Genomic DNA, 19,614 nt, shown 5'->3' on the forward strand with positions numbered 1-19,614 from the left:
CACAGGTCGCACGGCGCCAGCTAGCGTGGCGGTCATGAGCAAGCGGGGCAGGCACAGCGCCGGGCTGCTGTTGTTCCGGCGCACCGAGCACGGTGGCACTGAGGTGCTGCTCGGTCATATGGGTGGCCCGTACTTCGCCCGCCGGGAGGCCGGCGCGTGGACCGTGCCCAAGGGCGAGTACGACCCCGAGGAGTCCGCGTGGGACGCGGCGCGCCGCGAGTTCCAGGAGGAGCTGGGGCTGCCGCCGCCCGCCGGGGAAGCCATACCGCTCGGTGAGGTGCGCCAGACCGGCGGCAAGATCGTCACGGTCTGGGCACTCGAGGCGGACCTCGACCCGGCGGCGGTGACGCCCGGGACATTCACGATGGAGTGGCCGCCGAGGTCGGGGCGCGCCCAGGAGTTCCCCGAGCTGGACCGGGTGGAGTGGATGGGGCTCGACCGGGCCCGGCAGGTCATCGTGTCCGCACAGGCCGCGTTTCTCGACCGACTGCCGGAGCACGCGACCTGAGCGCGGCGACGTAGGCGGGCGAGCACACCCGCGCGGGCAGGCGGGAGCGCCACCACACAGACGGACGGACGCGCCCCACGCAGACGGGCACAAGCACCGCCACGCAGACGGACGGAAGCACCGTCGCGCAGACGGGCACAATCACCGCCGCACCAGGCGGACGGGAGCACCCGGCGCAGACAGGCGGAAACACCGCTACACACGCGGGCGCGAGCACACCCGCGCAGGCAGGCGGAAGCGCCCCGCACAGGCGAGCGGAAGCGCCGCCCACGCAGATGGATGGGAGCACTCCGCGCAGACGGGCACGAGCACCGTCGCGCAGGCGGACGGAAGACCCGCCACCAGCAGGGCGACCGGGACGAGGCCGGGACACCGGGGCGTCGCCACGGCCCGCACAGGCGAGCGGAATCACCGCCACGCACGCGGACGAGAGCACCCCGCATAGACGGACACAAGGAACCGCCACCCACGCGGACCGGAACACCCCGCACAGACGGGCACAGCACCGCCGCGCACGTGGACCGGAACAGCCCGCGCAGGCGGACGGAAGCGCCCCGCGCAGACGAGCGGAAGCAGCGTCGCGCACGCGGACGGGAACACCGTCGCGTTGCGCCGGTAAGCGTCGCGCGGGAAGGTCGAAGCAGAGTCCGTTCCCAGGAGGTCGGCCCATGCCCATCGCCACCGTGAACCCGGCGACCGGCGAGACGCTCGCGACGTACGACGCCCTGGGCGCGGAGGAGATCGAACGCAGGCTCGCCGCCGCCGACAGCGCGTTCCGTTCCCATCGCACGACCACGTTCGCCGAACGGGCGCTGCGCATGCGCAAGGCCGCCGACCTGCTCGACGAGGACCAGCGGGACGTCGCCCGGGTGATGACCACCGAGATGGGCAAGCCGATCAGGCAGGCCCGCGCGGAGGCCGCGAAGTGCGCCAAGGCGATGCGCTGGTACGCCGAGCACGCCGAGGAACTGCTGGCCGACGAGCAGCCCGCCGAGCAGGACGTGAAGGACTCGGGCGCGGCGTGGGCGATCGTGCGCTACCGGCCCCTCGGCCCGGTGCTCGCCGTGATGCCGTGGAACTTCCCGCTGTGGCAGGTGGTCCGGTTCGCGGCGCCCGCGCTGATGGCGGGCAATGTGGGGCTGCTCAAGCACGCCTCGAACGTCCCGCAGACCGCGCTGTATCTGGAGGACCTGTACCGCAGGGCGGGCTTCGCCGAGGGCTGCTTCCAGACCCTGCTCATCGGCTCGGGCGCGGTGGAGAAGGTGCTGCGCGACCCGCGGGTCAGGGCCGCCACCCTCACCGGCAGCGAACCGGCGGGCCGCGCCGTCGCGTCGGTCGCCGGGGACGAGGTCAAGAAGACGGTCCTGGAGCTGGGCGGCAGCGACCCCTTCGTCGTCATGCCGTCCGCGGACCTCGACCAGGCCGCCGAGGTCGCGGTGCGGGCCCGGGTGCAGAACAACGGGCAGTCCTGCATCGCGGCCAAGCGGTTCATCGTGCACGCGGATGTGTTCGACGCCTTCGCCGAGCGGTTCACGGCCGGGATGAAGGCGCTGCGGACCGGCGACCCGATGGCGGAGGAGACCGACGTCGGGCCGCTCTCCAGCGAGCGGGGCCGGGCCGATCTGGAGGAGCTCGTCGTCGACGCGGTGGAGAACGGCGCGACGGTGCTGTGCGGGGGCGAGCGTCCCGACGGGCCGGGGTGGTACTACCCGCCGACCGTCCTCGCCGACGTCACCCCGCCCATGCGGATCCACCACGAGGAGGCCTTCGGCCCGGTCGCCACCCTCTATCGGGCCGCGGACCTGGACGAGGCGGTGGCGATCGCGAACGACGCGCCGTTCGGGCTGAGTTCCAACGTGTGGACGCACAACGGCACCGAGCTCGACCGCTTCGTACGGGATCTGGAGGCGGGCGGTGTCTACATCAACGGGATGACCGCGTCGCACCCCGCCCTCCCCTTCGGCGGCGTCAAGCGGTCCGGTTACGGCCGCGAGCTGTCCGGGCACGGAATCCGGGAGTTCTGCAACATCACCACCATATGGCACGGAGCGTGAGCGTTCCGCGGCTACGATCGCTCCTGTGAACCGCGAAGTGACCCTACCGCTGATCGTGGACGACCGCGGCACGTTGCAAGTGGCGGCGGCCGATGTCAGCAAGCTGCTGCGCACGGTGGGCGGCCGGTGGCTGCGCCTCGTGGAGGACGGGGACGACGGGCTCGACGAGGACACGGTGGCCGCGCTGACGATCGAGCTGGCGAAGCTCGCCGATCGGATCGACGTCGCGTGCATCGCGCACAGTTCGCTGCGCTGACCGCTCGCCGCGCCGGGCCGGGACGTACGCGCACCGCTCGCGTACCGGGGACCTCACTCTGGGTGGATCGCTGAAGTGGAGTAGTCCGACGAGATATCCGCGCGCCCCGGGGTGATCGTGGGTGGGTCACCCGAAGAGGGGTCACCCACCCTTCCGCCGGGGGACGGGAAGTCCTCCGCCAAGGCGAAAGAAGGCGCGCTCCATGGCGACTCTGTGCAGACCCGCGGTTTCCGTGCCGGAACACGTGATCACGATGGAGGAGACGCTCGACCTGGCGCGCTCCCGCCACGCCGACCACCCCCAACTCCCGCTGGCGCTACGGCTGATCGAGAACACCGGGGTGGTCACCCGGCACATCGTGCAGCCCATCGAGGAGACCCTGAAGCACCCGGGGTTCGAGGACCGCAACAAGCTCTACGAGGCCGAGGCGAAGGCCCGGGTCCCCGCGGTCGTCCAGCGGGCGCTGGACGACGCCGAACTGCGGCCCTCCGACATCGACGTGATCATCTATGTGTCGTGCACCGGGTTCATGATGCCCTCGCTGACCGCCTGGATGATCAACACGATGGGCTTCAAGAGCGACACCCGGCAGATACCGATAGCCCAGTTGGGCTGTGCCGCGGGCGGTGCGGCCATCAACCGGGCGCATGACTTCTGCACCGCCTACCCGGACGCCAACGCGCTCATCGTGGCCTGCGAGTTCTGCTCGCTGTGCTACCAGCCCACCGACCTGGGCATCGGATCGCTGCTGTCCAACGGCCTGTTCGGCGACGGCATCGCGGCGGCGGTGGTCCGCGGCAAGGGCGGCACCGGCGTCCGGCTGGAGCTCAACGGCTCGTATCTGATCCCCAAGACCGAAGAATGGATCATGTACGACGTGCGGGCCACCGGGTTCCACTTCCTCCTGGACAAGCGGGTGCCGGGCACCATGGAGCCGCTCGCCCCGGCCCTGCGGGAGTTGGCCAGACACCACGGCTGGGACGCGTCCGACCTGGACTTCTACATCGTGCACGCCGGTGGGCCGCGGATCCTGGACGATCTGAGTACGTTCCTGGAGGTGCCCTCGGAGGCCTTCCGGTTCAGCCGGGCCACGCTCACCGAGTACGGCAACATCGCGAGCGCGGTCGTCCTGGACGCGCTGCGGCGGCTCTTCGAGGCGGGCGGCGCCGAACACACCTCGCGCGGGCTGCTCGCGGGGTTCGGGCCGGGCATCACCGCGGAGATGGCGCTGGGCCGCTGGCAGGTCGCCCAGAGCGCCCGGCCGGAGAAGTGAGCGACCGATGACGGCGACGGAAGGGCTCGCGGCGGTCGAGGGCCTGCTCGTGCCGCCGGGGCACGGGCGGGTCGTGCAGACGCCGGCCCAGCAGGTGACGTTCAAGGTGACCGGCTCGCACTCACGCATCTCGTCCACGTTCGAGGTGCTGGTGCCCCCGGGCTTCGATGTCGGCGCCCATGTGCACACGCGCAGCGAGGAGTTGTTCTACGTACTGGAAGGCGAACTGGACGTGCTCGCCTTCGAGCCGCGCGTGCGGACGCCCGACCGCTGGCAGACGTGGGAGTCGCGGTCGGGCAACCGGGTGGTACGGGCGACGCCCGGCACGGTCATCGTCGTACCCCCCGGCTGTCCGCACGCGTTCGCGAACCCCACCGAGGCCCCCGCGAAGATGTTCTTCCAGGCGTCCCCTCCCCCGGACCACGAGCGCTACTTCGAGGAGTTGCTGGAGATCCTGCGCGACGGGGGCCCGCCGGATCTGGCGGCGATCGAGGCGTTGCGCAGGCGCTACGACATCGAGCAACTCACGCCGTTGCGGCACCGGTAGCGCTCGCGGGCGGGGGTCCGAGGCGGCTAGCGGATCGGCATCCCGGACAACGTCCGGGCGATGACGAGCCGTTGGATCTCGCTCGTGCCCTCGAAGATGGTGTAGATGGCCGCGTCGCGGTGCATCCGCTCCACCGGGTACTCGCGGGTGTAGCCGTTGCCGCCGAGGATCTGGATCGCCTGCGCGGTGACCTTCTTCGCGGTCTCGCTGGCGAACAGCTTCGACATCGAGCCCTCGGCCGCCGTGAACGGCTTGCCGTTGACGGCCATCCAGGAGGCGCGCCACACCAGCAGCCGGGCTGCGTCGATCTGGGTACGCATGTCGGCGAGTCGGAAGGCGACGCCCTGGTTGTCGATGATCGGGCGGCCGAACTGCTCGCGCGTCTTCGCGTAGTCGAGGGCGACCTCGTACGCGGCGCGGGCGGTGCCGACGGCCATCGCGCCGACGGCCGGACGGGACGCCTCGAACGTGGCCATCGCCGCGTTCTTCACCCTCTCGCCGCCGCCCTTCTTCGCCTTCTCCCGTGCGCGGGCGAGCCGTTCGTCCAGCTTCTCCTTGCCGCCGAGCAGGCAGGAGCCGGGGACGCGGACGCCGTCGAGGACGACCTCGGCGGTGTGCGAGGCGCGGATGCCGTGCTTCTTGAACTTCTGCCCCTGGGTGAGGCCGGGGGTGTTCGGCGGGACGATGAAGGAGGCGTGGCCCTTGGAGCCCAGTTCGGGGTCGACCACCGCGACGACCACATGGACGTTGGCTATACCGCCGTTGGTCGCCCAGGTCTTGGTGCCGTTGATCACCCACTCGTCCTTGGCCTCGTCGTACACGGCGCGGGTGCGCATCGAGGCGACGTCGGAGCCGGCGTCGGGCTCGGAGGAGCAGAACGCGGCCACCTTGACGTCCTGGACGTCGCCGTACATCTGCGGGATCCAGGTGCCGATCTGTTCGTCGGTGCCGTTGGCGAGGACGCCCACGGCGGCGAGGCCGGTCCCGACGATCGACAGGGCGATGCCCGCGTCTCCCCAGAACAGCTCCTCCATGGCCGTGGGGATGCCGAGGCCGGTGGGGTCGAAGTACTGCTGGGCGTAGAAGTCGAGGGAGTAGATGCCGGTCTTCGCGGCCTCCTGGATGACCGGCCAGGGAGTCTCCTCACGCTCGTCCCATTCGGCGGCGGCGGGACGGATCACATCGGCGGCGAAGCCGTGCAGCCAGTCCCGGACCTCCTTCTGTTCGTCGTTGAGCTCCATGGTGAACTCGGCCATGTCCCCTCCAGTGCTGCGCTAGCATGTTACTTGCGGTAACCGCAGTCTGTTACCGGCCAGTAGGAGAAGTCAACTCCCGGACCGTCCATGAGCGCCCGTCGGCGGAGTCGGCAGCTCGCTCGCTGCCGCCCCGACCTTCGGTGTTAGTTTGCGCAGGCGTCAGTGATCACCACGGGTGGGGAGAGATATGGATACCAGGCAGCGGACCGATCAGCAGCGGTCCGCCGACCAGCGGCGCCGCGAGCTGCTGGAGGCCGCCGACCGGGTGGTGCTGCGCGACGGCCCCGGCGCCTCGATGAACGCCATCGCCGCCGAGGCGGGCATCACCAAGCCGATCCTCTACCGCCACTTCGGCGACAAGGGCGGGCTGTACGCCGCGCTCGCCAAGCGCCACACGGACGCGCTGCTCGACTCGCTGCGGGCCGCGCTGGACGCCCCGGCCGCCCGGCGCGAGCGGGTCGAGGCCACGCTGGACACCTATCTCGCGGCGATCGAGGCACGGCCGCAGGTGTACCGCTTCCTGATGCATCCGGCGGAGGGCGGCGCACCGAGCGACCAGGGCTTCGACACGGGCCGCCACTCCATTCCGCTGCTGCGCCGCATGGGCGAGGAGCTGGCCGAGGTCATCGAGGAGCGGGTGGACCTCGGCCCGGACAGCCGCCGCCTCTCCCGGGTATGGGGGCACGGCATCGTCGGCATGATGCATGCCGCCGGGGACTGGTGGCTCGGCGAACAGCCCTGCTCGCGGGCCGAGTTGGTGCACAGCCTGGCGGATCTGCTGTGGGGGCGGCTGGCCGTCGCCGGGGACCGCGCGGGCGGTCCGGGGTTCTGACGCACCCTCAGCGCCGCGACGCGTCCTCGCGGTGCCAGGATGCCTTGGCCGCCTGGCGCATCACCCGGCGTCGGCGGCGGTCGTCGAGCCGGTCCACGTACAGACCGCCGTCCAGATGGTCGCACTCGTGCTGGAGACACCGCGCGAACCACCCCGTGCCGTGCACCCGCACCGGTTCACCCGTCACCGTGAAGCCCTCGACGACCGCTTCGTCGTAGCGTTCCGTCCCGGCCTCGAGACCCGGCAGGGACAGACATCCCTCCGGTCCGCGCACCACCACACCGTCCGCCGACACCAGCCGTGGGTTGACCACATGTCCCAGATGGCGTACCTCTTCGTCGTCCGGGCAGTCGTACACGAACACCCGCGACGCCTCCCCGATCTGGTTCGCGGCCAGGCCCACGCCCCGCGCCGCGTACATCGTGGCGAACATGTCCTCGACGAGCCGGGCCAGTTCGGGGCCGAAGGCGGTGACCTCCTCGCAGGGCTTGTGCAGAACACGGTCACCGAGCAGGGTGAGGGGCCGGACTCGCCCGTGGGCGCCCGGGATGGAACGGTGTCGCATGGCGGCAAGGGTACGGTCCTCGCATGTCGCGCGGGCACCGGGCCGGTGCCGCGATTCGGGAGTGTGACCGGATCTCGATAGGCTGAGATCCGCACGTTGCCGGGACAGGGCTGCGCGCCGTACGCAAGGAGGATCGGGAACTGATGGCAGGCAACTCGGACCCGCTGACGCCGCGGGCCAAGCTGGCCGTGACCGCGGGCAAGGCGGTCGCTGCGGCATCGCGCGCAGCGGGACGTGGCAGCGGATCAGTGATCGGCGGCCGAGTGGCGCTCAAACTCGACCCCGATCTTCTCGCCCGGCTCGCCACGCACCTGGACGTCGTCCTGGTCTCGGCGACCAACGGCAAGACGACGACGACCCGGCTGATCGCGGAGGCGCTGCGCGCCGCGGGCCCGGTCGTCTCCAACGCGCTCGGCGCCAACATGCCCGCCGGTATCACCTCGGCGCTGGCGGGCGGCTCGGACGCCAAGTTCGGGGTCATAGAGGTGGACGAGAAGTATCTCGCCCGGGTCGCCCGGGACACCGCCCCGAGGTGCATCGCGCTGCTCAACCTCTCCCGCGACCAGCTCGACCGCGCCGCCGAGACCCGGATGCTCGCGGAGAACTGGCGCGAGGGCCTGTCGGGCTCCAAGGCCGTCATCGTCGCCAACTGCGACGACCCGCTGATCGTGTGGGCCGCGTCCTCCTCGCCCAACGTGGTCTGGGTGGCCGCCGGGCAGATGTGGAAGGACGACGCCTGGTCCTGCCCGTCCTGCGGCGGTGTGATGCAGCGCCCCGGTGACGACTGGTACTGCGGCGAGTGCGGCTTCCGCCGGCCGACCCCGAGCTGGGCGCTGTCCGGCGACCACGTCCTCGACCCGCACGGCTCGGCCTGGCCGATCCACCTTCAGTTGCCGGGTCGCGCCAACAAGGCCAACGCCGCCAGCTCCACGGCCGTCGCCGCCGTCTTCGGGGTGCCTCCGCAGGTCGCGCTGGAGCGCATGTACCAGGTGCAGGCGGTGGCCGGGCGCTATGACGTGGTCCAGTTCATGGAGCGCGATCTGCGGCTGCTGCTGGCGAAGAACCCGGCCGGCTGGCTGGAGACGTTCTCGCTGATCGACCCGCCGCCGACCCCGGTGATCCTGGCCGTGAACGCGCGCGGCGCCGACGGCACCGACACCTCCTGGCTGTGGGACGTCGACTACACGCGCCTCACCGGCCACCCGATCTTCGTCCTCGGCGACCGCAAGCTGGACCTCGCCGTGCGGCTCGAGGTCGCGAACCAGCACTTCCAGGTCTGCGACAGCCTCGACCAGGCCGTCCAGCAGGCCCCGCCCGGGCGGATCGAGGTCATCGCGAACTACACCGCGTTCCAGGACCTGCGCCGCCGCGTCGGCAACTGATCACCGCACCGACCCCTGAAGGACGATCATCGATGAGTGACAGCAGCCTCCGGCTGGTGTGGATCTACCCCGACCTCCTGAGCACCTACGGCGACCAGGGCAACGCGCTCGTCGTGGAGCGCCGGGCCCGGCAGCGCGGTCTCGACGTGGCCCGCCTCGACGTGCGCAGCGACCAGCCGGTCCCGACCTCCGGCGACATCTATCTGATCGGTGGCGGCGAGGACCGTCCGCAGCGGCTCGCCGCCGAGCGGCTGCGCCGCGACGGGCATCTGTACCAGGCCGTGCAGAACGGCGCGATCGTGTTCTCCGTCTGCGCGGGCTACCAGATCCTGGGCCATGAGTTCATCAACGACCTCGGGCAGCGCGAGCCGGGCCTCGGCCTGCTCGACGTGGTCTCGTCGCGCGGCGAGGGCGAGCGCTGCGTCGGTGACGTCCTCGGCGACATCGACCCGCGCCTCGGCCTGCCGCCGCTCACCGGCTTCGAGAACCACCAGGGCGTCACCCACCTCGGCCCGACCGCCCGCCCGCTCGCGCAGGTCCGCCAGGGCCGGGGCAACGGCACGGGGGACGGCACGGAGGGCGCGTACAACGACACGGTCTTCGGTACGTACATGCACGGGCCCGTGCTCGCCCGTAACCCGCTGATCGCCGATCTGCTGCTGAAGCTGGCGCTGGACGTCAACGCCCTGCCGCCGGTCGACGACCGCTGGTACGAGGCGCTGCGCGACGAGCGCATCGCGGCGGCGCAGCAGCAGACCGCGTAACACCGGGCGACCGGTGCCCCTCTGACGCCCCGTCCGCACACCTGAGCGGGGGCGTCCAGCAGTCGGACGAACGGTGTCGTCCCGCCGCCTGCCGCCGTAGGGTGGCGGGGATCGATCCGGACAGCGTGGTCCGGCCCCGGCCCATGTGAAGAAGGGATCCTGGGTCCATGCGCATTGGCGTGCTCACCTCCGGCGGAGACTGCCCCGGGCTGAACGCCGTCATCCGGTCCGTCGTGCACCGTGCCGTCGTCGACCACGGCGACGAGGTCATCGGCTTCCGGGACGGCTGGAAGGGCCTTCTGGAGGGCGACCACCTCAAGCTCGACCTCGACGCGGTGGGCGGCATCCTGGCGCTCGGCGGCACGATCCTCGGCTCCTCTCGGGTGCGCCCCGAGCATCTGCGCGACGGGGTGGAGCGGGCGCGGGACCATGTCGCGCAGCTCGGCCTCGACGCGATCATCCCGATCGGCGGCGAGGGCACGCTCAAGGCGGCCCGGCTGCTGTCCGACCACGGGCTGCCGATCGTCGGCGTACCGAAGACCATCGACAACGACATCGCCGTCACGGACGTCACCTTCGGGTTCGACACGGCCGTGGGCGTGGCCACCGAGGCGCTGGACCGGCTGAAGACCACCGCCGAGTCCCATCAGCGGGTGCTGATCGTGGAGGTCATGGGCCGCCACACCGGCTGGATCGCGCTGCACTCCGGCATGGCCGCGGGCGCCCACGCGATCGTCGTGCCCGAACGGCCCTTCGACATAGCGGAGCTGACCGCGCGCGTCGGCGAGCGGTTCGCGGCCGGCAAGCGGTTCGCGATCGTCGTGGCCGCCGAGGGCGCCAAGCCCCGGCCGGGGACGATGGACTTCGACGAGGGCGGCCGGGACGTCTACGGCCATGAGCGCTTCGCGGGGATCGCCCGCCAGCTCTCCCTGGAGCTGGAGCAGCGCCTGGGCAAGGAGGCGCGGCCGGTGATCCTCGGGCATGTCCAGCGCGGCGGCACCCCGACGGCGTACGACCGCGTCCTCGCCACGCGCTTCGGCTGGCATGCCGTGGAGGCCGTGCACCGCGGCGAGTTCGGCATGATGACCGCGCTGCGCGGCACCGACATCGTGATGGTGTCCCTGGCGCAGGCGGTCCAGACGCTGAAGACGGTCCCCGACGAGCGGTACGCCGAGGCGGAGTGCGTGCTGTGACAGCGCCGAAGCCCTGTGACATAGCGCGCCCCTGACGGGCGTACGCACCCGCCCCCGGTCGTAGCCGCGACCGGGGGCGGTTCTACTCTGGGGGGCGGTTCTACTCTGCTGCGGACAGAACAGTCCACAACACCCATGAAACAGGAGCTGGCGGATGGATCACAGCGCGCATGACATGCATGGCATGCACGGGATGACAACGGATCTGCCGCCGTTCACGCTGAGCCGGGGAATGGAGTGGTCCCCCGACTGGTTCTTCCTCATCTCCTGTCTGCTCGGGCTCGGTCTGTACGGGTGGGGTGTCGTACGTCTCACCCGGCGCGGCGACAAGTGGCCGGTGGGCCGTACGGTCGCGTTCGTCCTCGGCGTCCTGACGATCATGCTCGTCATGTGCACCAAGCTGAACGACTACGGCATGGTCATGTTCAGCGTGCACATGGTGCAGCACATGGTGATCAGCATGCTCTCGCCGATCCTGGTCCTGCTCGGCGCCCCGACCACGCTGGCGCTGCGCGCGCTGCCGACGGCGGGCCGCGGTCACAAGGGCCCGCGTGAATGGCTGCTGATGCTGCTGCACAGCCACTACATGCGCGTGATCACCCACCCGCTGTTCACGATCCCGATGTTCATCGCCAGCCTCTACGTGCTGTACTTCACGCCGCTCTTCGACTTCCTGATGGAGTCCAAGACCGGGCACATCGCGATGATGATCCACTTCCTCGCCGTCGGCGTGGTGTTCTTCTGGCCGATCATGGGCGTCGACCCGGGCCCGAACCGCCCGAGCCATCTGATGCGGATCCTGGAGCTGTTCGCGGGCATGCCGTTCCACGCGTTCTTCGGTATCGCGCTGATGATGGCGACCACGCCGATGATCGGCACCTACCAGAACCCGGCCGCCTCGCTCGGTATCGACGCCCTCGCGGACCAGACCGCGGCGGGCGGCATCGCCTGGGCGTTCAGCGAGATCCCCTCCGTCCTCGTGCTGATCGCGCTGCTGTACCAGTGGCACGGCTCCGAGCAGCGGCAGGCCCGGCGCAAGGACCGGGCCGCCGATCGCGACGGCGACAAGGAACTCAAGGCGTACAACGCCTATCTGGCCTCGCTCAACGCGCGCAGCCACTGAGATCGCGCGAAGGGGGCCGCCCGGCCGAGGAGCCGGGCGGCCCCCTTCGTGTTGTGCGGCGCCGGGGGGTCGGGCGCGGCAACCGGTGCGACGAGCCTGTGACTTGTCGAGTGCAGCGGGTGCGAAACGGGGCACCATGAGGGGAACCAACCCTGAGGAGGGTGTCGCGATGCCCGGTTCGACGAAGGCGATGGGGGTGCTCACCATCGGCGGACTCGTCGCGGTGACGGCCTACACGGTGGCGCTCGGCGGCAACGGCTGGCTGTGGTTCGGCTGGGCCGTCCTCGGCCTGCTCACCCTCGGCATGGTGGTCTCCGACCACACCTGAGCCTCAGTCCCGGGGCAGCCGTCCCGCCGAGTGCACCCCCGGCTGGTACTTCGGCAACCGCGCCGTGATCTTCATGCCCGCGCCCACCGCCGTCTCGATGACGAGCCCGTGGTCGTCGCCGTAGACCTGGCGCAGCCGGTCGTCGACGTTGGACAGGCCGATGCCGCCGGAGGGGCTGACCTCGCCCGCGAGGATACGGCGCAGCAGCGCGGGGTCCATTCCGGCGCCGTCGTCCTCGATGACCACGAGGGCCTCGGCGCCCGCGTCCTGGGCGGTGATGCTGATGTGCCGCTTGTCGACGGTGCCCTCCAGGCCGTGCTTGACGGCGTTCTCGACCAGGGGCTGGAGGCAGAGGTAGGGCAGGGCGACCGGCAGCACCTCGGGCGCGATCTGGAGGGTGACCGAGAGCCGGTCGCCGAAGCGGGCCCGTACCAGCGTCAGATAGTGGTCGATGGCGTGCAACTCGTCCGCGAGCGTGGTGAAGTCGCCGTGCCGCCGGAACGAGTAGCGGGTGAAGTCGGCGAATTCCAGGAGGAGTTCGCGGGCGCGCTCGGGGTCGGTTCGTACGAACGAGGCGATCACGGCGAGGGAGTTGAAGATGAAGTGCGGGGAGATCTGGGCCCGCAGCGCCTTGATCTCGGCCTCGATCAGCCGCGTACGGGAGCGGTCGAGGTCCGCCAACTCCAGTTGCACGGACACCCATCGGGCGACCTCGCCCGCGGCCCGGACGAGGACGGCGGACTCGCGGGGCGCGCAGGCCACCAGCGCGCCGTGCACCCGGTCGTCGACGGTGAGCGGGGCGACGACGGCCCAGCGCAGCGGGCAGTCCGGGGTGTCGCAGCTCAGCCGGAAGGCCTCGCCGCGGCCGGTCTCCCAGGGCCCGGCGAGCCGCCGCAGCACCTCCTCGCGGTGGTGCTCCCCCACGCCGTCCCAGGCCAGTACGGCCTCCCGGTCGGTGAGGCACAGCGCGTCGGTGCCCAGCAGGGTGCGCAGCCGCCGCGCGGACTTGCGGGCGGTCTCCTCGGTGAGTCCGGCCCGCAGCGGGGGCGCGGCCAGGGAGGCGGTGTGCAGGGTCTGGAAGGTGGCGTGCTCGACGGGGGTGCCGAGCCCGCCGAGGCTCTCCGGGCGTGCGGTGCGGCGGCCCAGCCAGAAGCCGGCCGCCAGCAGGGGGAGGACGGCCACGCACAGGCCCGCGAGGAAGCCGCTCATCCCTTGGCCTCCGCCCGTCCGTCCGCGCGCACTTCTGCCCGTACGTCCGCCGGTACTTCTGCCCGTACGTCCGCCCGTACGTCCGCCCGTACTTCTGCACGTACTTCCTCGGGCAGATGGAACCGCGCGAGGATCGCCGCCGTGCGGGCCGGTATCCGTCCCGGTGTGGCCAGGGAGACCAGCACCATGGTGAGGAACCCGAGCGGCACCGACCAGAGCGCGGGCCAGGCGAGCAGGGCGTGCAGGGTGCCGTCGACCGGGCAGCCCGCCATGGTCGCCGTCACCGCCACGAACGCCGAGCCGCCGCCGACGAGCATCCCGGCCGCCGCGCCGGGCGGGGTCAGCCGCCGCCACCAGATGCCGAGGACGAGCAGCGGGCAGAACGACGACGCGGACACGGCGAAGGCGAGGCCCACCGCGTCGGCGACCGGCAGCCCGCCCACCAGCACGCTCGCCGCGAGCGGCACCGCCATCGCCATCAGCGTGCCGAGCCGGAAGTGCCGCACACCACGGGACGGCAGGACGTCCTGGGTGAGCACCCCGGCCACCGCCATGGTCAGCCCGGAGGCGGTGGACAGGAACGCGGCGAAGGCCCCGCCCGCGACCAGCGCGCCGAGCAGGTCCCCGCCGAGCCCCGGGATCATCCGCTGGGGCAGCAGCAGGACGGCCGCGTCGGCGTCCCCGGCGAGGGAGAGTTCGGGGGCGTAGAGCCGGCCGAGCGCGCCGTAGACCGGGGGCAGCAGATAGAAGGCGCCGATCAGCGCGAGTACGGCGACGGTGGTGCGGCGGGCGGCGACGCCGTGCGGGCTGGTGTAGAAGCGGACGACGACGTGCGGCAGGCCCATGGTGCCGAGGAAGGTCGCGAGGATCAGTCCGTAGGTGGCGTACAGCGGGCGCTCCTGGCGTCCGGAGGCCAGCGAGGTCGACATGCCGCCGTTGCTGCCGTGGGTGGCGGTGGGGACGGGGTCACCGGGGGCGAAGGTCAGCCGGGTGCCGCGGTCGAGGCGGTGGACGCCCGGGGCGAGGTCCACGCGCTCGCCCCGGTAGCGGCGGCCGTCGATCGTGCCCGTGGCCGTGGCGTCGAGCGGGCGGGACAGCCTCAGGTCGAGGCGGTCGTCGATCCGTACGACGCGGTGGTCACGGAAGGTCGGCGGTTCGGCGAAGGCGCCGCGTGGCGCTCCGTCGCTCTGCCAGGCCAGCACCAGGAAGAGCGCGGGCACGAGCAGGGCGGTGACCTTGAGCCAGTACTGGAAGGCCTGGACGAAGGTGATGCTGCGCATGCCGCCCGCGGCGACGGTCGCGACCACCACGACGGCGACGATGATCCCGCCGAGCGGGTCGGGTGCCCCGGTCAGTACGGCCAACGTGAGCCCGGCGCCCTGGAGTTGGGGCAGCAGATAGAGCCAGCCGACCCCGACGACGAAGGCCCCGGCGAGCCGTCGCACGGGCTGCGAGGCGAGCCGGGCCTCGGCGAAGTCGGGCAGGGTGTAGGCGCCGGAGCGGCGCAGCGGGGCGGCGACGAACAGGAGTATGACCAGATAGCCGGCGGTGTAGCCGACGGGGTACCAGAGCATGTCGGGGCCCTGGACCAGGACGAGCCCCGCGATGCCCAGGAAGGAGGCGCCCGAGAGGTATTCGCCGCTGATGGCCACGGCGTTCAGGCGGGGGCCGACGGTCCGGGAGGCGACGTAGAAGTCGGAGGTGGTGCGGGAGATGCGCAGGCCGAAGGCGCCCACGAGGACGGTCGCCACGACGACGAGGGCGACCGCGGGAACGGCGAGTTGGTTCACGGTCGTGCCTCAGCGGTCCTCGACGAGACGGACGAAGTCCCGCTCGTTGCGCTCGGCGCGGCGTACGTACCAGCGGGCGAGCAGGACGAGCGGCGGGTAGAGGCAGCAGCCGAGGACGGTCCATTGCAGCCCGGCGTTCCGGGTGGCGGCGAAGAGCAGGGGCAGGGGGCCCACCAGCAGGACGAGTACGGCCGACACGGTGAGCGCGGCCCTGAGCTGACTGCGCATCAGGGAGCGGACGTAGGTGTGGCCGAGGGTGGTCTGCTCGTCGATCTCGGTACGGGGCCGGTAGTAGCCGGAGGTGCGGCGGCTGCGCCGGGGCGGCCCGGTGACGACGACACGGCGGTCGCCGGGGTCCTGGGACACGGCCGGTCTCACCGTCCCGTGGTCCGGTGCATCAGCAGGTCCCGCAGATCGCGGGCGTGCCGTCGGCTGACCTGGAGTTCGACGGGGCCGACGAGGACACTCACCGCGCCGGTGTCCAGGCGGAGTTCCTCGATGTGGCGCAGGGCGACGAGGTGGCTGCGGTGGATGCGGACGAACCCGCGCGAGCGCCAGCGCTCCTCCAGGGTGGACAGCGGGATCCGGACGAGGTGGCTGCCCTGGGCGGTGTGCAGCCGGGCGTAGTCGCCCTGGGCCTCCACATGGGTGATGTCCTCGACGGGCACGAACCGTCTGACGCCGCCGAGTTCGACGGTGATGTGGTCGGGGTCGGGTTCGTGCACCGGGATGAGCTGCGCCGCGTCCCTCAGGTGTGCGACGCGGCGTACGGCCTCGGCGAGCCGTTCGCGGCGTACGGGTTTGAGGACGTAGTCGACGGCCTTGAGGTCGAAGGCCCGTACGGCGAAGCCCTCGTGGGCGGTGACGAACACGACCAGCGGTGGCTTGGCGAAGCCGGTGAGCAGCCGGGCCAGCTCCAGTCCGTCGAGGCCGGGCATGTGGATGTCGAGGAAGACGACATCGATCGCGTCGGGGCCGTCGGGCCCGGACTCCAGGGCGCGATTGATGCGCCGCAGCCCCTCGGTCGCGTCGCTCGCGCCCTCCGCGCTGCCGATCCGGGGATCCGCGTTCAGCAGATAGAGGAGTTCCTCGAGCGAGGGACGTTCGTCGTCGACGGCAAGGGCGCGCAGCATGAACGTGGAGTGTAGGAGCAATCCGTACGTCTGCACATGCGCGGGACAGGGACGTTGTCGCTGTGTGACCGTGGTGGCCGGGCTGTCGTTACAGTTCCGCCATGAGCAGCAGGCTGACCGCGTTCGACGAACTCGACCGCAAGATCATCACCGCGTTGACGGCGAACGCGCGCAGCAGCTTCGCGGAGATCGGCGCGCTGATCGGGCTGTCCGCGACGGCGGTCAAGCGCCGGGTGGACCGGTTGCGCGAGACGGGGGTGATCACCGGGTTCACGGCCACGGTGGAACCGTCGGCACTGGGCTGGCGCACGGAGGCGTATGTCGAGGTGTACTGCGAGGGCGCGGCGCCGCCCCGGCGGCTGGCGGAGGTCGTGCGCGACCACCCCGAGATCACGGCGGCGATGACGGTGACCGGTGACGCGGACGCGCTGCTGCATGTGCGGGCGACGGACGTGGAGCACTTCGAGGAGGTGCTGGAGCGGATCCGTACCCAGCCGTTCATCCGGAAGACGGTCAGCTACATGGTGCTGACCCATCTGCTGCCCGAGAGCCCGGAGGCGGGCGCCAGCCAGCCCGCGCCGCAGGACACGCCGGGGCACGCAGCAGACGTGCGCTGACCTCGGCAACTACGCAGCGATCGTGCGCGCATACGCAGCTTTCGTCGCTTGTCGGCGATCTCCCTCAGTTCCTACCGTGGTGTCAATCCGCGCAGTCACCGCAGGAAGTGGAGGAGCCTTTCTGTGCCCGAGACCCGTGCGCCGCGTCAGCGGCGCTTCCTCGTCTGCGAGCCCAGGCATTTCGATGTGCAGTACGCGATCAATCCGTGGATGCACCCCGACGCCCGGGTCGACCTCGATCTCGCCCAGAACCAGTGGCAGGCGCTGATCGGCGCCTACCGCGCCCACGGCCATACCGTGGAGAGCGTGGAGCCGGTGGCCGGTCTGCCGGACATGGTGTTCGCGGCCAACTCCGCGCTCGTCCTCGAGGGCCGGGTCTTCGGCTCTCTCTTCCACGCCGCGCAACGCCGCCCCGAGTCCACCGCGTACGACACCTGGTTCAAGGCGGCGGGCTTCGATGTCCACCGCCCGGAGTCGGTGTGCGAGGGCGAGGGCGACCTGGTCCCCGCGGGCCGCCATGTCCTGGCCGGGACCGGCTTCCGTACGACCTGGCAGGCGCACCGCGAGGTCCAGGAGTTCTTCGGAGTCCCGGTGATCACCCTGCAGTTGGTGGACCCGTACTTCTACCACCTCGACACGGCGCTGTTCGTCCTCGACGACGACAACATCGTCTACTACCCGGACGCGTTCTCGCCCGGGAGCCGCGAGGTGCTGGCGCGGCTGTATCCGAACGCGGTGCTGGCCACCCGCGAGGACGCGCTGGCCTTCGGCCTCAACTCCGTCTCGGACGGACTGCATGTCTTCATCTCCCCGACCGCGACCGCCCTCGCCGACCGGCTCGCGGACCGGGGCTACGTACCCGTCCCCGTCGACCTCTCCGAGTTCCACAAGGCCGGCGGAGGCATCAAGTGCTGCACACAGGAGATCCGCTGATGACCGCACCCGTCCGTACGGAGTCGTCCGCCGAGCTGATCCGGGCCGAGGAGCCGGTGCTCGCGCACAACTACCATCCGCTGCCGGTGGTGGTCGCCCGCGCCGAGGGCGCCTGGGTGGAGGACGTCGAGGGCCGCCGCTATCTCGACATGCTCGCCGGGTACTCGGCCCTCAACTTCGGGCACCGCAACCCCGTGTTGATCGAGGCGGCCCACCGCCAGTTGGACCGGCTGACCCTCACCTCCCGCGCCTTCCACAACGACCGGCTGGCCGAATTCGCCGCCTCGCTGGCCGAGTTGACGGGGCTGGACATGGTGCTGCCGATGAACACGGGCGCGGAGGCGGTGGAGAGCGCCGTCAAGGTGGCCCGCAAGTGGGCGTACGAGGTCAAGGGCGTGCCCGCCGACCAGGCGACGATCGTGGTGGCGGCCGACAACTTCCACGGCCGTACGACGACGATCGTCAGCTTCTCGACGGACGAGACGGCCCGCGCGGGCTTCGGCCCCTTCACCCCCGGCTTCCGGGTCGTGCCGTACAACGACCTCGCCGCGCTGGAGGCGGCGGTCGACGAGACGACGGCCGCCGTGCTGATCGAGCCCATCCAGGGCGAGGCCGGTGTGATCATTCCCGACGAGGGCTATCTCACCGGCGTCCGCGACCTCACCCGCCGTGCCGGGTGCCTGTTCATCGCGGACGAGATCCAGTCGGGCCTCGGCCGCACGGGCCGGACCCTGGCCGTGGACCACGAAGGGGTCGTGCCGGACGTCCTGTTGCTCGGCAAGGCGCTCGGCGGCGGGATCGTGCCGGTGTCGGCGGTCGTCGCGCGCCGGGAGGTCATGGAGGTGCTGAAGCCGGGCGAGCACGGGTCGACGTTCGGCGGCAACCCGCTGGCCGCGGCGGTCGGTTCGGCGGTGGTGGACCTGCTGCGGACGGGCGAGTTCCAGCGCAAGGCCGCCGAGTCGGGTGTGGTGCTGCGGGACGGGCTCGAAGCGCTCGTCGGCAAGGGTGTCGTGGGCTTCCGCGCGCGCGGGCTGTGGGCGGGCGTCGATGTGGACCCCGCGGTCGGTACGGGCCGCGAGATCAGCGAACGTCTCATGCGCGAGGGCATCCTGGTCAAGGACACCCATGGCTCCACGATCCGCATCGCGCCTCCGCTGACGGTCACGGAGGAGGAGATCCGGTCCGCGCTGGGCGCGCTGGAGAAGGTCCTGACGGCCTGAACTCCCTGAGTACCGGGGCGAGTTCTCCGGGGTCGCGAGGCCCCGGTCGCCCCGGTCAGGCCTGCGCCGGCCGGTGACCGGGCTGCGGGTCACGGTGGTTGGGCTGCGCATCGCGGTGATCGGGCTGCGGGTCACGGTGATGGGACCGCGCGTCGCGCCGGGCGAGGAGGGTCAGCAGATCGGAGACGGTCAGGCCCTCCTCGGCCGGATGCCGCAGGTGCGTGTCCGCCTGGATACGGTACGTGTTGATGCGCCCCACTCGCGTGTGCGTGAGGTAACCGCCTTGCTCCAGATCAGAGATGATCTTCTGGACGGCCCGCTCCGTCAGTCGGCAGTGCGCCGCGATGTCGCGGATACGGGTTCTTCGGCCCTCGGCGATCGTGACCAGCACGCGTGCGTGGTTGGTGAGGAACGTCCATCCGATGCGCGGCTCGGATACTCCACCCATGCTCTCGAGGGTAGGCGCGGTCATTCACGAATCGAAAGGGACGAATCGGAATTCAGGTATCCCTTGACATCCGATGCGGGAGGGGTCGAGCCTGACAAGGGGGCGTGCGAGCGAAAGAGCTCGGGAGGCTCTCATGGTCAAGCGCCTACTTCCCCGGTTCGACGGGCCCTGCGGGGCAGCCCC

At 71.2% G+C, this 19,614-nt stretch carries 21 protein-coding genes; 14 read left to right on the forward strand and 7 right to left on the reverse strand.

The features are described from left to right. The first annotated feature begins 34 nt into the window (after positions 1-34). From ACZ60T_RS05200 to ACZ60T_RS05220, 5 genes are all read left to right on the forward strand, one after another. Complete coding sequence (locus tag ACZ60T_RS05200) at positions 35-508, forward strand: NUDIX hydrolase (protein WP_469664531.1); 474 nt, start codon at positions 35-37, stop codon at positions 506-508. A 668-nt stretch (positions 509-1,176) separates the two neighbouring features. Continuing rightward, positions 1,177-2,562, forward strand: a complete 1,386-nt coding sequence (locus ACZ60T_RS05205; protein ID WP_469664533.1) for an NADP-dependent succinic semialdehyde dehydrogenase — start codon at positions 1,177-1,179, stop codon at positions 2,560-2,562. Between the two features lie 25 nt (positions 2,563-2,587). Continuing rightward, positions 2,588-2,818, forward strand: a complete 231-nt coding sequence (locus ACZ60T_RS05210; protein WP_252424086.1) for a DUF6213 family protein — start codon at positions 2,588-2,590, stop codon at positions 2,816-2,818. 121 nt (positions 2,819-2,939) lie between these two features. After that, complete coding sequence (locus ACZ60T_RS05215) at positions 2,940-4,091, forward strand: type III polyketide synthase (protein WP_365629605.1); 1,152 nt, start codon at positions 2,940-2,942, stop codon at positions 4,089-4,091. Between the two features lie 7 nt (positions 4,092-4,098). Further along, positions 4,099-4,638, forward strand: a complete 540-nt coding sequence (locus ACZ60T_RS05220; RefSeq protein ID WP_469664536.1) for a cupin domain-containing protein — start codon at positions 4,099-4,101, stop codon at positions 4,636-4,638. 26 nt (positions 4,639-4,664) lie between these two features. On the opposite strand, the gene ACZ60T_RS05225 is transcribed toward ACZ60T_RS05220, so the two are convergent. Next, positions 4,665-5,894, reverse strand: coding sequence for an acyl-CoA dehydrogenase family protein (locus ACZ60T_RS05225; RefSeq protein ID WP_469664538.1), 1,230 nt, complete (start codon positions 5,892-5,894; stop codon positions 4,665-4,667). Positions 5,895-6,081: 187 nt separating this feature from the next. Between ACZ60T_RS05225 and ACZ60T_RS05230 the strand changes: the two genes are divergently transcribed. Further along, positions 6,082-6,726 carry a TetR/AcrR family transcriptional regulator gene (locus ACZ60T_RS05230; RefSeq protein WP_365629614.1) on the forward strand — a complete coding sequence of 215 codons (645 nt, stop codon included), beginning with the start codon at positions 6,082-6,084 and terminating at the stop codon, positions 6,724-6,726. A 7-nt stretch (positions 6,727-6,733) separates the two neighbouring features. On the opposite strand, the gene def is transcribed toward ACZ60T_RS05230, so the two are convergent. Next, positions 6,734-7,291 carry a peptide deformylase gene (gene def, locus ACZ60T_RS05235; protein WP_469664540.1) on the reverse strand — a complete coding sequence of 186 codons (558 nt, stop codon included), beginning with the start codon at positions 7,289-7,291 and terminating at the stop codon, positions 6,734-6,736. 143 nt (positions 7,292-7,434) lie between these two features. Between def and ACZ60T_RS05240 the strand changes: the two genes are divergently transcribed. The 5 genes from ACZ60T_RS05240 to ACZ60T_RS05260 all read left to right on the forward strand — a co-directional run bounded on the left by ACZ60T_RS05240 (position 7,435) and on the right by ACZ60T_RS05260 (position 12,081). Next, on the forward strand, positions 7,435-8,673 hold the full coding sequence (locus ACZ60T_RS05240; RefSeq protein ID WP_365629620.1) for a MurT ligase domain-containing protein: 1,239 nt from the start codon (positions 7,435-7,437) through the stop codon (positions 8,671-8,673). Positions 8,674-8,705: 32 nt separating this feature from the next. After that, positions 8,706-9,437, forward strand: a complete 732-nt coding sequence (locus ACZ60T_RS05245) for a type 1 glutamine amidotransferase (RefSeq protein WP_365629623.1) — start codon at positions 8,706-8,708, stop codon at positions 9,435-9,437. Between the two features lie 167 nt (positions 9,438-9,604). After that, positions 9,605-10,630 (forward strand): 6-phosphofructokinase, encoded by a 1,026-nt coding sequence (locus ACZ60T_RS05250; protein WP_365629626.1) that lies wholly within the window; start codon positions 9,605-9,607, stop codon positions 10,628-10,630. A 154-nt stretch (positions 10,631-10,784) separates the two neighbouring features. Beyond that, positions 10,785-11,753, forward strand: coding sequence for a cytochrome c oxidase assembly protein (locus tag ACZ60T_RS05255; protein WP_469664543.1), 969 nt, complete (start codon positions 10,785-10,787; stop codon positions 11,751-11,753). A 169-nt stretch (positions 11,754-11,922) separates the two neighbouring features. Next, positions 11,923-12,081 (forward strand): hypothetical protein, encoded by a 159-nt coding sequence (locus tag ACZ60T_RS05260; protein WP_252424069.1) that lies wholly within the window; start codon positions 11,923-11,925, stop codon positions 12,079-12,081. 3 nt (positions 12,082-12,084) lie between these two features. Here the strand turns inward: ACZ60T_RS05260 and ACZ60T_RS05265 are convergent, their stop codons facing one another. From ACZ60T_RS05265 to ACZ60T_RS05280, 4 genes are read right to left on the reverse strand one after another with little or no spacing between them, the layout of a single operon-like run. After that, on the reverse strand, positions 12,085-13,290 hold the full coding sequence (locus ACZ60T_RS05265) for a sensor histidine kinase (RefSeq protein ID WP_365629630.1): 1,206 nt from the start codon (positions 13,288-13,290) through the stop codon (positions 12,085-12,087). Beyond that, on the reverse strand, positions 13,287-15,080 hold the full coding sequence (locus ACZ60T_RS05270) for a sodium/solute symporter (RefSeq protein WP_469664546.1): 1,794 nt from the start codon (positions 15,078-15,080) through the stop codon (positions 13,287-13,289). The genes ACZ60T_RS05265 and ACZ60T_RS05270 overlap by 4 nt, the downstream gene beginning before the upstream one ends. Positions 15,081-15,089: 9 nt before the next feature. Next, positions 15,090-15,446 (reverse strand): hypothetical protein, encoded by a 357-nt coding sequence (locus tag ACZ60T_RS05275; protein WP_365629636.1) that lies wholly within the window; start codon positions 15,444-15,446, stop codon positions 15,090-15,092. 8 nt (positions 15,447-15,454) lie between these two features. Beyond that, positions 15,455-16,213 (reverse strand): LytR/AlgR family response regulator transcription factor, encoded by a 759-nt coding sequence (locus tag ACZ60T_RS05280; RefSeq protein ID WP_365629639.1) that lies wholly within the window; start codon positions 16,211-16,213, stop codon positions 15,455-15,457. A gap of 101 nt (positions 16,214-16,314) precedes the next feature. Here ACZ60T_RS05280 and ACZ60T_RS05285 point away from each other — a divergent pair, with 101 nt between their 5' ends. The 3 genes from ACZ60T_RS05285 to rocD all read left to right on the forward strand — a co-directional run bounded on the left by ACZ60T_RS05285 (position 16,315) and on the right by rocD (position 18,983). Then, a complete protein-coding gene (locus ACZ60T_RS05285; protein ID WP_365629642.1) occupies positions 16,315-16,830 on the forward strand; it encodes an Lrp/AsnC family transcriptional regulator in 516 nt (171 codons plus the stop codon). 123 nt (positions 16,831-16,953) lie between these two features. Beyond that, positions 16,954-17,763: a dimethylargininase gene (gene ddaH, locus ACZ60T_RS05290; RefSeq protein ID WP_365629645.1), complete on the forward strand. Its 810-nt coding sequence runs from the start codon at positions 16,954-16,956 to the stop codon at positions 17,761-17,763. After that, entirely contained in the window at positions 17,763-18,983 is a 1,221-nt protein-coding gene (gene rocD, locus ACZ60T_RS05295) for an ornithine--oxo-acid transaminase (protein WP_365629648.1), read from the forward strand. The genes ddaH and rocD overlap by 1 nt, the downstream gene beginning before the upstream one ends. A 55-nt stretch (positions 18,984-19,038) precedes the next feature. Here rocD and ACZ60T_RS05300 read toward each other — a convergent pair whose 3' ends face one another. Further along, positions 19,039-19,431, reverse strand: coding sequence for a helix-turn-helix transcriptional regulator (locus ACZ60T_RS05300; protein ID WP_469664550.1), 393 nt, complete (start codon positions 19,429-19,431; stop codon positions 19,039-19,041). Positions 19,432-19,614: the final 183 nt, after the last annotated feature.

Source organism: Streptomyces sp. NPDC104371 (assembly GCF_055583785.1).